The organism is Saprospira sp. CCB-QB6, from assembly GCF_028464065.1.
Taxonomy (GTDB): Bacteria; Bacteroidota; Bacteroidia; order Chitinophagales; family Saprospiraceae; genus Saprospira.
Map to the genome: position 1 here is coordinate 2,538,482 of NZ_CP116808.1, position 13,857 is coordinate 2,552,338.

At 44.0% G+C, this 13,857-nt stretch carries 13 protein-coding genes; 9 read left to right on the forward strand and 4 right to left on the reverse strand.

Annotation, left to right across the window (positions count from 1 at the left end):
* Positions 1-22: 22 nt before the first annotated feature.
* Together PPO43_RS09845 and PPO43_RS09850 are read right to left on the reverse strand one after the other, a co-directional pair.
* Positions 23-586, reverse strand: coding sequence for a hypothetical protein (locus tag PPO43_RS09845; protein WP_272617327.1), 564 nt, complete (start codon positions 584-586; stop codon positions 23-25).
* Complete coding sequence (locus PPO43_RS09850; protein WP_272617329.1) at positions 573-1,112, reverse strand: hypothetical protein; 540 nt, start codon at positions 1,110-1,112, stop codon at positions 573-575. The genes PPO43_RS09845 and PPO43_RS09850 overlap by 14 nt, the downstream gene beginning before the upstream one ends.
* A 501-nt stretch (positions 1,113-1,613) precedes the next feature.
* On the opposite strand from PPO43_RS09850, the gene PPO43_RS09855 reads away from it, so the two are divergent.
* From PPO43_RS09855 to PPO43_RS09865, 3 genes are all read left to right on the forward strand, one after another.
* A complete protein-coding gene (locus tag PPO43_RS09855) occupies positions 1,614-2,444 on the forward strand; it encodes a septal ring lytic transglycosylase RlpA family protein (RefSeq protein ID WP_272617331.1) in 831 nt (276 codons plus the stop codon).
* Between the two features lie 58 nt (positions 2,445-2,502).
* Entirely contained in the window at positions 2,503-3,411 is a 909-nt protein-coding gene (locus PPO43_RS09860; protein WP_272617333.1) for a mechanosensitive ion channel family protein, read from the forward strand.
* A 128-nt stretch (positions 3,412-3,539) separates the two neighbouring features.
* Positions 3,540-4,325 (forward strand): CIS tube protein, encoded by a 786-nt coding sequence (locus PPO43_RS09865; RefSeq protein ID WP_272617335.1) that lies wholly within the window; start codon positions 3,540-3,542, stop codon positions 4,323-4,325.
* A 71-nt stretch (positions 4,326-4,396) separates the two neighbouring features.
* On the opposite strand, the gene PPO43_RS09870 is transcribed toward PPO43_RS09865, so the two are convergent.
* Both PPO43_RS09870 and PPO43_RS09875 read right to left on the reverse strand, forming a co-directional pair.
* Entirely contained in the window at positions 4,397-6,124 is a 1,728-nt protein-coding gene (locus tag PPO43_RS09870) for a VWA domain-containing protein (RefSeq protein WP_272617337.1), read from the reverse strand.
* 377 nt (positions 6,125-6,501) lie between these two features.
* The gene (locus PPO43_RS09875; protein ID WP_272617339.1) at positions 6,502-7,587 is read right to left on the reverse strand and encodes a methylmalonyl-CoA mutase family protein; all 1,086 of its coding nucleotides are present in this window, start codon (positions 7,585-7,587) and stop codon (positions 6,502-6,504) included.
* A gap of 595 nt (positions 7,588-8,182) precedes the next feature.
* On the opposite strand from PPO43_RS09875, the gene PPO43_RS09880 reads away from it, so the two are divergent.
* The 6 genes from PPO43_RS09880 (at position 8,183) to PPO43_RS09905 (ending at position 13,636) form a co-directional block, all read left to right on the forward strand.
* Positions 8,183-9,175, forward strand: a complete 993-nt coding sequence (locus PPO43_RS09880; protein ID WP_272617340.1) for an aspartate-semialdehyde dehydrogenase — start codon at positions 8,183-8,185, stop codon at positions 9,173-9,175.
* A 191-nt stretch (positions 9,176-9,366) separates the two neighbouring features.
* Positions 9,367-10,140, forward strand: coding sequence for an exodeoxyribonuclease III (locus PPO43_RS09885; RefSeq protein ID WP_272617342.1), 774 nt, complete (start codon positions 9,367-9,369; stop codon positions 10,138-10,140).
* 17 nt (positions 10,141-10,157) lie between these two features.
* Positions 10,158-11,183: a Holliday junction branch migration DNA helicase RuvB gene (ruvB, locus tag PPO43_RS09890; RefSeq protein ID WP_015692910.1), complete on the forward strand. Its 1,026-nt coding sequence runs from the start codon at positions 10,158-10,160 to the stop codon at positions 11,181-11,183.
* A 254-nt stretch (positions 11,184-11,437) separates the two neighbouring features.
* A complete protein-coding gene (locus PPO43_RS09895) occupies positions 11,438-12,055 on the forward strand; it encodes a ribonuclease HII (RefSeq protein ID WP_272617345.1) in 618 nt (205 codons plus the stop codon).
* Between the two features lie 198 nt (positions 12,056-12,253).
* A complete protein-coding gene (locus PPO43_RS09900) occupies positions 12,254-12,574 on the forward strand; it encodes an HU family DNA-binding protein (protein ID WP_272617347.1) in 321 nt (106 codons plus the stop codon).
* 168 nt (positions 12,575-12,742) lie between these two features.
* On the forward strand, positions 12,743-13,636 hold the full coding sequence (locus PPO43_RS09905) for a hypothetical protein (protein ID WP_272617349.1): 894 nt from the start codon (positions 12,743-12,745) through the stop codon (positions 13,634-13,636).
* The last annotated feature ends 221 nt before the right edge of the window (positions 13,637-13,857 follow it).

A 13,857-nucleotide genomic window follows, 5' to 3' on the forward strand; every position in this document is an offset into this window, starting at 1 on the left:
AAGGCCCTTCGGCCCTCAGCTTCTAATAATCAATATCATACAGCTTCATATCCCGACTACTTTTGGCTTCATCATTAACTAAGCAGAAATAATAAGTCGTATCTGCCAAATCAAAAAAGCCATATTCATAGAGATTATACTTAAAGGCGTTGGGGCTATTCGGATAAGGAAAAGCCTCCCTTTGGCCCTCCTGAACTAATATAATTTCATCGCTCCAAGCCTCCTTAATAATTAGGTCTCCCTTTTGGGCCTTCCTCCAAAATTTTAGGGTATCCCCAGCAGGAGGTAAGATCAGTTGTTTAGGCGTCCCAAAGGAGTCTATCACAATAAAATGAATAGAGCTACTAAACTGCCCTAGGCGTCCCTTCTTTTTAGCTAAGAGTATCCCCTTAAAATGAATTTTGTTAATCACCAACTGTTCACAATCCTCCCTACTGATTAGATAATCCCAACGGCCCAACAAAAAGAAAAGCAGAGCGGCTACAATAGCGATTACAATAATGGCTATTGTAAGAAAGGAATAGATGTTATACACCCAATCAAGGAGCTTGTTAATGATTTTGAATGGTTTTTTAGTTGAGGACATATTGTTTGTTTGATATTATACTACGATCACTCCTTTCTGGACGAAAAGGCCAAGGCAGCTCCTCCGACAGCTTAAGTTTTAAGGTAAAGCGTGAAATAGAACCTCCATGCTCATAGAGATAGTATTTCTTCTCTTTTTCTGAGGTCCATTCTAAGTCGAAATAAAATTTCTTATCTGCGAATACCTTGGCTAAAGAATGGCCAAAACTCGTACAGTCTTTACAACTGCTTTCCTCCTCACAGATCGGAATAACATCATAAACTTGATAAATAGAATCATTGGAGCTATTCTCTTTGACAAAGGCTATGTAAAAAAGTGGCTGTTGTTTTATCTGTTCCCAGCGTTCTTCTGAGTTATATTTTAGCCCCTCTTCCTCTAGATTGAAATCAATATAAACATAAACATTCATGCTGCTTGGAGTAAACCTAGGATAATATATAAACAAGCTCCTTGTACTATCCTGCTGCGCCTGAGCTAGCCAACTAAAAGAGAGCGAAAAAAATAGAATTAAAAGGTAGTTATTCATTGCTGGGGGATTTAACTAATTGATATTATCTATCTGTCGTACATGTTAATTTATAGATAAGGTTTAAGAATGAATAAATATAGCTTTTTTGCAGGAAATGTTTATTGATATAAAAGAGATTTGACAAAGTTTAAGTTTATCTATAGCCTTGGCATTTAGTGCCGAAGCGGAAAGCTAAGAGAATGACAACTGTTGAGCGGCTTAGGGATGGACAGCAGTGGCCGTCAGGCCAGACCGAGCCGCTGAAAGCGGCGAAGGGCCGAGCGATCAGCGAGCTGCGGAACGTAGCGCCGCAAGGCAAAGCCGCAGCGGAGGCCCCAAAACAGCAGCGAGCTGCGACAACAAGGCCTTTAGGCCGCAGTTCGACGACCAAAGGGAGTAAACGTAGCGCCTGCCGTAGGCAGGAGGCCCCAAAACATGGGCAAAAAAAATCCTTTGCTAAAATATTGGGTCAATTAGGGTTGAACTTGTATATTGTTTTTCTAACAAATAGAAATCGTTATGAAACAAATCCTCTTTATTTTTTTGCTGAGTTTCAGCTTACAATGGGCTTCGGCCAACAATAATGACTTGCCCCCTGCGGAAGTGGGGATTGCCACCTTTTACGATGACAGTTTTCATGGTCGGAAAACTGCTTGTAGTGGAGAGACTTATGATAAAACGAAATTGACGGCGGCGCATAAAACCTTGCCTTGTGGGACGGTTATTCGGGTGACGCATGCGGGCAATAAGAAATCGGTGACTGTTCGGGTGATTGATCGTGGGCCATATATTGCGGGTCAGATTGTGTCTTTATCTAAGGCTGCGGCGGAAGAGATTGGCTTATTGGCGGATGGTCAGGCCAAGGTAAAAGTGGAGGTAGTGAGTGCTCAGCAGAGCAGTGCCAAGGCGGTAAAAAAGGAGGCGGCAGCGCCAAAAGCGGAGGCAAAAGTAGCGCAAAAGGCGGCGGCTCGTCAGCTAGCGCCAGCCTCTAAGCCAGCGGTAAAGAGTACACAGGCAGATGGTTTGAACATCATCAAAGAGGCCTCGGCTTTGGATAAGGGGGGCTTGTATAAGATGCAGGTCTTGAAATTGGAGCCCAAGGGATTTGGGGTACAGGTTGCGGGTTATAGCGACTATGAGTCGGTAGTGCAGCAGGTGGCTGTTTTGCAGAAAAATTGGTTTAAGGGGGCATTAGTTTATGCGGATGAGTTGAATGGCAAGCCCTATTACAAGATTATTATGGGGCCATTTTTCACTAAGGCAGAGGCGGAGAGTTATCGGAAGAACTTGCAGAAAAAGTATAATTTGAAAGGGGCCTTTGTTGTCGAGTTAGACAAATTGGACAAATAAGAACCTATATATTTTAGTGGAAGGGCGGCTTTGGCCGCCTTTTTTTGATTCTAGCGATATGTTTGAGCAAATATTGGTGTATTGGAAGCACTATTTGGGACAGGATTGGAATGATTGGCAGATCAAGTTGGCTTTATCGGTTGTTTTGTGGCTGTTATTTAGTCTGCTCAAGCGCTTGTTAAAAAACTCAGTAGCTAGGCGATTGAAGGCCAATCCCGTGGCTAGGTACAATTGGAACAAGGGAATTTCCTATATCCTCAATGGGCTATTATTATTGTCCTTGGCTTTTTTGTGGGCCAATCAGTTTGAGTCCTTTGCCACCTTTTTGGGCTTATTATCGGCGGGTTTGGCCATTGCGTTTAGGGATCCGATTGTGAACATGGCGGGTTGGTATTACATCGTCTTTAGGAAGCCCTTTAAGGTAGGGGATCGGATACAGGTGGGGGATAAGACGGGAGATGTGATAGACATCAAGTTATTTGATTTTGTGATGTTGGAATTGGGGAACTGGGTGCATAGTGATCAGAGCACGGGCCGTTTGTTGTCTATTCCTAATATGCGAGTTTTCAATACGGATATAGCTAATTACAATGCGACCTTAGACTTCATTTGGAATGAGTTGGAGTTGGATATTACCTTTGACAGCAATTGGGTTAAGGCCAAGGAGATCTTGACAGAGATCCTTAACCAAAAGGCGCCTACATATTATGAGCAAGCTAGGGAGAATTTGCGGAACATGAGTGGGGAGTATTTGATTTACTATAATAAATTGACGCCAATCGTTTATACTTCGGTAGAGCGGGAGGGGATACGGTTTTCCTTGCGTTATCTTTGTCCACCTAAACAGCGACGGGGTTCGGCCCAGCAAATTTGGGAGAGCATCTTAATTGCATTTGCGGAGGCGGAAGATATTGATTGGGCATATCCTAGCCAGCGCATAATAGGTTGGCCAGAAAAAGAAAAATAAGGCTTAGGGGCTTAACTTTTCAGCGGAAAAAAATTAAATAAAAGTCGAAAATTCAGCGGAAAAAGAATATCTTTAAAGCACTCAACGACAAAATACTTCCTCGACTAACCATAAAACGCATTCTACTCATGCAGAAAGTAGTAATCACTGGCTATAAAGATGTTGCTTGCCAAAAAAAGACAGGTAATGCGATTGCCTTGCAAGTTAACCCTCAAGAATTACAGCTCGACTATAATATCTCTTATGGGGATAAAGGGGGGAGTGGTGGAGACACCAAGACCTCTGAAAATGCGGGTGGAGAATCTGCTCCTATTCCTGGTGCAGCTAACTATGAGACGCCTGATTTAACGATTGAGACTGTAGTGGATGCTACGGGGGTTTTGCCCGATCCAGGTGGATTGCCTACGAGTATAGGTGGGGCAGTGATGGCGGCCATTAAATTTGCTACAGGAACGCCAACGGTAGAAGATTATATTAAGAAGTTAAAAGATACCTGTTATTATTATGTAGAAGAAACGCATGGTCCTCCTTACCTAACGGTAACTTGGGGGTCAGTTTTGCCTTCTCAGTCTACTAATATTGTTTCTTCAAAAGGGGTATATAAGTGTCAGCTACAGAGCTTGACGGTTAAGTATGTATTATTTAGTGCGCAGGGGCATCCTGTACGGGCGGAGTTGACTTTAAAGTTTAAGGGGGTTGAAGATCCTGAGGCTCGTGCAAAAGGTAACTCTCCTGACTTGAGTCACTTTATTGAGATTAAGCATGGAGACAATTTGCCTAAGCTTTGTGAAGATATTTATGGTAGTCCTGAGTTTTTTATGGCTGTGGCCAGAATCAATGACTTACCTTCTGTTTATGCGATTGAGCCAGGCATGCGCCTGCTCTTTCCTCCATTAGATAAGGCTTCTCGATAGTTATCAAAGAGGAGTATTAAAAAGGGCTGCTGGATAAATTATCCAGCAGCCCTTTTTAGTTGTTGTTTGATTTAGGGAGTGTTTCGCACGGATTGGGCCTCTAGGAGTAAGGCTTTTCTGGCATTTTGGGTGGTGATGTAATTATAACTTCCCTCTCCCCAAAGGGCAATTTCTTGCAGATTATTCTTTACATAATCATATTCCTTTTCTGAAAAGTAGAAAATGCTGAGTTGTATGTCTCTGCGAGCACTCTTGCGAATTAAGCGCTCCGTTTTTTTGTCAATACTAAAGTTGCCATCGGTAGCCATAATAATGCGGTTATTGCCTCCTTCAATAAAGCTTTCGCGAGCGAGGAGATAGGCCTTATTAAGGCCCAAATCGGCATTACTACTGCTGCGGACTTGCAGCTTTTCTAAAATGCCAATAATTTTTTCTTGTTCTTGGCCAGAAATAGGGGGAAGAAGCAGCTCTGCTTTATCAGAATAGGCAATAATGGAGATATTGTCTTCTTTGCGCATTAGCGATAATAGTTGGGTCAAAGAGTTTTTTAGCAGTGGGAGTTTCTCTTCATCGCCCATAGAAGAGGAAATATCAATAAGGAAAATCAAGTTATTAGCGGCAAAGCCCTCTAAACTAGGATCTCCTACTTGAGGCATCTGCATTTTAATCTTAGCCAAACTATCTGCCCGAGTAATACTATCTTGTCTATTTTTTTCTAGCTGGGCCAATACCCAAGTAGGATCTGCAATGCTATCTTTTCGCAGCGAGTCAAACGCAGGATGATTGGGGTATTTAAGCTCAAAAATAGGAGGGAGCTCATCCGCGATGAGTTTAGGCTCTGTAGTATAATGCAACATCTTATTATAGAGCGCCGTCAGGCCATTTCCGTAGCGGTTGTAGTGACTAAGCATATCTCTATAGTAATGAAAGTCAGCCCCCAAAGGCTTATTTTGATATTTTGTTTGGGCTAGATAAGATCGAGCATCGGCAAGGAGTAACTCTGCTCGGTTAATCATTTGCTCATAATAATCGCGCAGAATTTCTTCGTCCTTGGGAATGCTTCCTAAATATTGCTCTTTGTCTTTTTTTAGCTTAAAAATTAAGTTCTCAAAATACATGCAGTTGGCCTTAAAGCCAGCACTCCGATCTTTAGCTCTTACCCCGCGACTAATCCGACGCCCTTCCTGCCAAAGATCTTCTAGCTCTGAAAGAATATTAGCATATAATTGATTTCGTACTGGAACTTTATAATGATTAAAGCTAGCATCTAAACGCCAATATAACTTCTCTTCTAAAGCATAAGCATCATAGTACAACAACTCAATACGCTCCAAATATTTATAGCCCTGTAATAATTTTTCATCAGAACGATAGCGCCCCGACTCTAAGTACTGCGCCAAAGCCTCATAAATTTCTTCTAGTTCTTCTATCAGTTTGTGATATTGACCGATTAACTCCAATGGTTTTCCCCGCTCTTTAGGTGGAATATAAAAGTTGTCATCATAGAGCTTGACATAAAGATCTCGAGGTAAAATGGGAAAGTAATCGTAGTTCCTTAAAATGATTCTTTGCTCAAAAGCAATCTCTTTTTCACCCTGCTCTATATACTCATTAAAGGCCATATTCAAGTAGGCAAAATCACTTTCCATGATATGTAAGGCATGCACCAACTCATTGCTATAAATCACATAGTTGTTGTAAGCCTCATGGGTCTGTGTCGACATGAGTTCGCCCTGTGCCTTGACTTCAAAAGAAGAAAGACAAAATAACAGGAAAATATAAAAAAATGATGTTCTCATAGGCGATGGGGGGACAGCTTAAAGCCTTTCTGGCTTTAATTTACAAACTCATTTAAACTGATGTTCTCATATACGCTCTAGCCACTTAAACTTAATTAGAGCTAAATGAACTCTATAGGATTCGGCTAATTTTTTCAAGTAAAGACTAAAGTCCCTATAAATGAAAATAATATTTTTGAGCAGAATAATAGACTGCCAGTTCTCCCTATAAATAACGCCATCAATGCAATAAGCAAGAGGATGAAGAAATAGAGCATCGAGAAGATAAAACAGCCCAAAAACTAAGAACAATTGCTTTTAAATGAGTTGCTCAACAGAGGCTTACCTAAAAGTTAGGGCAAGCAGTTTAATAAAAAAGAAAAAACCAGACCAGAGCCTTAGGCTTTCTCTAAAAACTGTTCCCAACTCGCCTTAATTAAAATTTGGCTGTATGTTTCAATATAATAAGCCCCCGCAGCAGGATCCTGAACTTCATTAAGATGACTTTCTAACTGCAATAAATGTTGCACATTACGAGCAATCCGACGAGCAAAAGGACGCTGCTCTGCCGTTCCCAATATAGGCAACTCTAAACTATGTACCTGCCCCACAGCCGCAGCCAAGGCCTGCGTACTATTCGCAATCATCTGCCAATACAAGTCTTTTTTACGCTCTGCCACCGCAGCCTGCGCATGTATCCATGGCCAAACGACTTTCTCCAATCCCTGAGCCTCCAATACGCCCAACCAAAGCCGCTTAAATGCCCGAATTGCAGCAATAGAACGGAAGTAGTTTTCCTCCAACTCAAAGTTAATCTGAAAATAATGCTGTGCATCCCAAGGCGGAGCCCCCGCAGCACGCAATTCCTCAAATGCAAACTTAATCTCCATCAAAGCATCAGATAAGGCCGTAATCGCCCCATCTTTTAAGGAAATATTGATCTGAAAAGCCCGCAACTTGGGATAGGTGCCACCATACAATTGTTGCCAAGATAAGGCCTGAAAACTATTACCCGCCAATAACAAATCTAAATCCGAAGAGTAACTAAAACGACCTAACTCTCGCAAATAATCCTCTGCAAAAATACCTAAGGCCTCGCCCTGCATCTTTAAGCTAATCATGTTCAAATGAACGCCCTGCAAAACTTCTTTTATATCCTTGCCCTTGCCCTTCTGAAAATCCAAAATAAGCATGTTCGCCCCGCCATTTAATGCTTCGGCTACCGCTTTTTGACTAGCCGCCAAATCGCCAGCTACCTCAATTTTTTCCGCAATAGCCCAAGTTTTAGGCGCATCTAACTGGGGCAAAACCAAGGGCTCCACTTCTCCCTTCCGATAAAAAGGCGAAATGCTGTAAGCCGCCTCAATACTCTGTTGAAGACTCTCTAATGGCTTTCCCTTGAGAAATTTTTCAATGCTGGCTTTCCATTCTTCTGTACTTAGGCCCTCAAATTCAGCCCAATTTATTTTATTCTTTAAAGACATAGTAGATAGTGCGTTTCGGTGGGGGATTTCGTCGGGGGAATAAAGTCTTTATGCTTTTTACAACATTTAAAAAGGGGACTCTAGCCACTAATTTAAGGATTAGTCTTTTAAGATTCTAAATTCTTAGTTCTAACTTTTAAACTGTCCTTTTCTTGTCCCTATTTAATGCGGAAAAAAAGGATGTTTTATCTTTTTATAATTTGGGGCTGCCCCGCCCTGCGGGCGGGTCGGGCTGTGTCGGGGCTCGCAGGGCTGCTCGGCCCTTCGGCGCTTGCAGCGCCTCGGTCTGGCCCTGCGGGCCACTGCTGTCCATCCCTCAGCCAGATTTAATTGCGCTGCTTTGACCATAATTAGCTATGAATTTTTGGCCAGGTCAGCTATTTTTTTTCGCTATGACCGAGAAAAATAAGGCCGACCAGCGGGAAATTGCTGCAAAGATAAAAGGGAGTGCGTTTAAATTTGGCTATTGCCTGCGAGCCTTTGGCTCTGCAAAGCCGCAAATAAGTAAGCCCAAGCACTTTTCAAGCTTTTTGCCACTCAAAGCCAAAACTTCTTTTGTACTTTTGGCTTCTTCTCAGTTGCAAAATATAAAAGCATGAAATTAGCCCTTGTCGGTGCCACCGGAATGGTCGGCCAAGTGATGTTGAAACTCATCGAAGAACGCAATTTGCCCATTAGTGAGCTCTTACCCGTAGCCTCTGCCCGCTCCAAAGGCAAAACGGTCCGCTTTAAGGGCCAAGATGTTCCCGTCCTCCTCGCCGAAGAAGCCCTCGCCAAAAAACCAAATTTGGCCCTTTTCTCTGCCGGCGGAAGCACTTCTCTAGAGCTAGCCCCAAAATTTGCCGCTATCGGCTGTAAGGTGATCGATAATTCTTCTGCCTTCCGTATGGACCAAGATAAACCCCTCATTGTTCCTGAGGTGAATCTGGACCAACTCACAGCCGATGACTTTATTATCGCTAATCCGAACTGCTCTACTATTCAGTTGTTGTTGGCCCTTTGGCCCCTAGAAAAACAGTATGGCTTAGAACGAGTTCTGGTTTCTACCTATCAGTCTATGACGGGAACAGGCATGAAGGCCCTCCAACAATATCAAGAGGAATTACAGGGCCAACAACCCGAAAACCCCGCTTATCCTCACCCTATTTTTGAAAACTGTCTGCCCCATTGCGATGTTTTTGTAGAAGATGGTTATACTAAGGAGGAGATAAAGTTGTTGAACGAAAGCCGTAAAATCATGAATTTGCCCGAACTTCGTCTCAGCGCTACGGCGGTCCGCGTACCTGTTATGGGCGGCCATTCCGAAGCCGTAAACATTGCCCTGAAAACGCCCTTTGAACTCGCTGATATTCGCGAATTGTTGGCCCAATCTCCAGGCGTGATTGTCCAAGATAATCCCAGCGAAAATATCTATCCCATGCCACTATCGGCCAAGGGAAAAGATGAGGTTTTTGTAGGCCGCATCCGCCGTGATTTTTCTCAGAAAAATGGCTTGCATCTTTGGATCGTTGCCGATAACTTACACAAGGGCGCAGCCACCAATGCCCTGCAAATTGCAGAAGCGCTAATTGAAAAGGGCTGGCTATAAATGGTCCAGAAGGCCCAGCGCTGCGGAGGGGTGGCCGAAGGCCAGACCGAGCAAAACGAGCGTAAGCGAAGTTTTGTGAAGGGCCGAGCAGCCCTGCGAGCCCCGTAGCATAGCGGCGGCCAACCTAGGCGAAGCCTAGCCGGCCGCGGGCCCCAAAAAAAACAGAACAACAGCAAAATCAAAAGTAAAAAATGAAAGTACTATCCTACAATGTAAATGGGCTGAGAGCTGCAATTCGGAAAGGTTTTGTGGATTGGGTGAAGGAAAATGACATTGATATTATTGGCTTGCAAGAAGCCAAGGCTTTGCGTGAACAAGTGGATTTGGAAGAGCTGCAAGCAGCTGGTTATGAGCATATTTATTGGCATGCGGCCGAGAAAAAAGGCTATAGTGGGGTGGTCGTTTTGTCTAAGGTAAAGGCCGATTTGGAAGTGCAGGGCATGGGCATCGAGCGTTTTGATAAAGAGGGCCGTGTTTTGCGTCTAGATTTTGGCGATTGGACCCTGTTGAACTGCTACTTTCCTTCGGGTACATCGGGCTCGGTCCGCCAAGAGGTCAAATATGATTTTTTGGATAGTATTTATGATTGGGTGCAGGAATTGAAAAAAGAGCGGCCCAAAATTTTGCTGCAGGGCGATTATAATATTGCCCATGAAGAAATTGATATTCATGATCCCAAACGGAACAAAAAAACCTCTGGCTTTTTGCCTGAGGAGCGGGCTTGGATGAGCAAATGGCTAAAAGAAGGCGGCTTTGTGGATAGTTTTAGACAGCAACAGCCCGAAGAGCAAAAATTTAGCTGGTGGAGCATGCGCTCCAAAACCGCCAGGGCCAATAACAAAGGCTGGCGCATCGATTATCAGTGCGTTTCAGAAGCTCTGGCCCCTGCCATCAAAGGCGCCGAATTGTTGAATGATGCGGTACATTCTGACCATTGTCCCTGCTTGATTGAGCTGGATGTATAACCCTTTTTTTGATAACTATGCGTAACGAACACCTCGATCCCACCAACGATAATTTCTCAGAACAAGAGAATAATATAGAGAAGGCGCTAAGGCCCCAACTCTTACAGGATTTTACGGGCCAGCCCAAATTGGTCGAAAATCTACAAATCTTTATTCAAGCCGCCAAAAGAAGGGGCGAAGCCTTGGACCATGTGCTCTTGCACGGCCCTCCCGGCCTCGGAAAAACCACCCTCTCACTGATTATCGCCAATGAGCTGGAAACCGAAATTAAGATTACTTCGGGGCCCGTGCTCGAAAAACCCGGCGATCTAGCGGGCCTATTGACCAACCTGGAAGAAGGGGATGTCCTTTTTATTGACGAAATTCATCGCCTCAATACGGTGGTGGAGGAGTATCTCTACTCGGCTATGGAGGATTATCGCATCGATATTATGCTGGATACGGGACCCAATGCCCGAACCATCCAAATTCAACTCAACCCCTTCACTTTGGTGGGCGCAACTACCCGAAAAGGCTTGCTCACTGCCCCTATGCGCGCCCGTTTTGGCATCGATTGCCTGCTCGATTATTACGATTTGGCTACCCTCATCAAGATTATCAAGCGCTCGGCCCAAATTCTACAAGTGCCCATTACCGAGGATGGCGCCAACGAAATCGGCCGCCGCTCTAGAGGTACACCCCGTATCGCCAACGCCCTGCTCCGAAGAGTCCGCGATTTTGCCGAAATCAAAGGAAATGGAACCATCGATGCCACTATCGCCGCCTATGGCCTCGATGCCCTACAGGTCGATAGCCAAGGCCTAGACGAAATGGATAACAAGATTCTGCGTGTGATGATCGAACACTTTAAAGGTGGACCAGTCGGCCTAACCACTATCGCTACCGCCGTGGGCGAAGATGCCGGCACGATCGAAGATGTACACGAGCCTTACCTGATCCAACAAGGCTACCTTAAACGCACACCCAGAGGCCGATCGGTTACCTATAAGGCTTATCAACACCTCAATTTAGCCGCCCCCGGAGAAGAAGGGGAACTCTTTTAATGTGATTCTATTTTGGGGCCTCCGCAGCAAAGCTGCGGCGCTACGCTTTGGGGCTCGCAGGTCTGCTCGGCCCTGCGCAGGCTACGCCTGCTAGGTCTGGCCTACGGCCACCCCGCCGCATCGCTAGGCCAGGCGCTTCGCGCCACTGCTACACATCGGTTACTCCCTTTGGTCGTCGAACTGCGGCCTAAAGGCCTTGTTGTGGCCAGGCGCTTCGCGCCTTCTGGACCAAATTCAATTAGACTATAATATAAATGTCAAACTTAGCATTTTCTTATCAAGATACTTTAATAGAAGCGGGCTGCGATGAAGCAGGCCGCGGCTGCTTGGCGGGGCCAGTTTTTGCCGCCGCCGTGATTTTAGATCCCAAAATGGACCTAAGCGAACTCAATGACTCCAAAAAGCTGAGTGCCAAAAAACGAGAAGAGCTCCGAGAAATTATCGAAGAGGGCGCACTAGCTTGGGCCGTGGCCCAGTTGAGCCCTGCAGAAATTGATAAACATAATATATTACAAGCTTCTTTTTTGGCTATGCATCGGGCCTTGGACCAATTAACCACAACAGCCGAACTCTTATTGATTGATGGCAATCGCTTCCGCCCCTACAAAGAGATTCCACATCATTGCATGATTAAAGGCGATGGCCGTTTTTTAAGTATTGCGGCAGCAAGCATTTTGGCAAAAACACATCGAGATGAATATATGCTCGAACAGGCCAAAAAATATCCAGAATATGGCTGGAAAAGCAATAAGGGATACCCCACAAAAGCCCACCGGGCCGCTATTGCTCAATATGGCGCAACGCCCTTACACCGAAAAAGCTTTCGCTTATTGCCCGAAGCAGAACAGAAAAAACTGTCATTTGAAGATTAAAAGAGCTATTCTGTCGAATAAAGTAGATTGAATAGCTTTTTAAGCTATTGATTTATAAGGGCTTATTTAGCAGCGAATTAAAGGGTTTAGGCTAAAAAGGATAGGCTTTTATTCGCTTTTTATAAAAAAAATGCGACATTTGCCCACACTTTCAGAATATTACAAATTTCAAGAACCGCTTTAAATAGATAGGAGAGCATGAGAAAAGCTGATTTGGTAGCTCGTATCGCCGAGAAAACAGAAATCCCCAAGGTTGATGTTTTGGTCACACTTGAAGAATTCTTCAAGCAAGTGAAAGATAGCATCGCAGAAGGCGAGAACGTCTACGTCCGCGGTTTCGGTAGTTTTATTGCTAAGAAACGTGCCCGCAAAGTGGGTCGTAACATTAAAGCAAACCGTGCCATTGAAATCCCCGCACACTATATCCCCGCTTTCAAGCCTGCAAAAGTATTTGTAGAGAAAGTTAAAACGACCTTGAAGGTAGAAGAAAAGGAGCAAGAAGAAGCTGTTTCTAAGTAGACTAACTTCTTTAAGCAAGAATTTTTCGAAGATGGACAAAACCTCTAACTAGCCAGCTTGTTGGCTAAAAGGGTTTTGTCCATTTTTTTTAGGGGAAGCTCAGCCGTATCTGATTGGGCCAATTTATAGCCATAGTTAGGCAGAATAAAGCCCAAAAAATAAAAAATTATGAATGCAAAAACTTGGCAGTGGGCCGCCGTTACAATTGCCCTCTTGAGTTTTATTGGTTTGCTTGCAACGGGGAGAACAACCCCCAACAAAAAGAAAGTAGATGGTCAAGATCCTGAAACGGATAGTCTTACCTATACCGATGATGTTTTGATGGCAGGAGCTAGAGCTGCTTTAGACAGCAGCCAATTGGCCTATATGAATAGCCTAGAACAAGAGCTCAAAAAAGCTCAAGACCCTGAGCAAGAACTCTTGACCCTTAAGCTGATTTCTAGAACATGGAATGAGTACAAAAATTTTGGAGCTGGGGGCTTTTATGCCGAAAAAGTAGCCCAACTAGCTCCCGAAGCCGAGGCTTGGAATATTGCAGGGAGTACCTATGGCATTGCCTTCAATAAAGAGAAAGCCGATATGAAACTCCGACAGTTTTTGGCCCGCAAATCTATCTCAGCTTTTGAAAAAGCAATTGAAATGGCCCCCGATTCCGTTAATTACGCCATTAACGAGGCCCTTATGTATATAGACCTAGCTATGGTTGATGCTTCGGTCATGCCCATGACTGGTGCCCAGAAGTTATTGGCCTTAGATAAAAAGTTTCCCAACAACCTGAAACTACAAATGCAAATGGGCCGCCTTTCACTCAATCGAACTGGAGATATCAAAAAAGCAATTCCCCGCTTTGAAAATGTGGTGGCTTTGGCCAAGAACGAAGAAGTTAGTGAAACCCTTCTACTCGAAGCCCATTTCTCTCTAGTTGAATGCTATAAGCGGCAAGAAAATGCGGAAAAAGTACTCGAACATTATGATGCTTGCATCGAATTGGCAAAAAATCGCCCCGATTTAGCCATAGAACTGAAAAAGGGTAAGCAGAATTATGAAAATAATAGAAAATAAGTAGTAGATTTGCAGCCCAATATGTTGGGGACCACCCAATATGAATTAAGAATTTTAACTTTTATTTAATTTTATAAAAAACTAACGCCTATGCCATGTGGAAAAAAGCGTAAGAGACATAAGATTGCTACGCACAAAAGAAAGAAGCGCCTTCGTAAAAACCGTCACAAGAAGAAGAAGAAATAATTTCTTTTTGTAGATGGATGGGCATGCTTCCTATC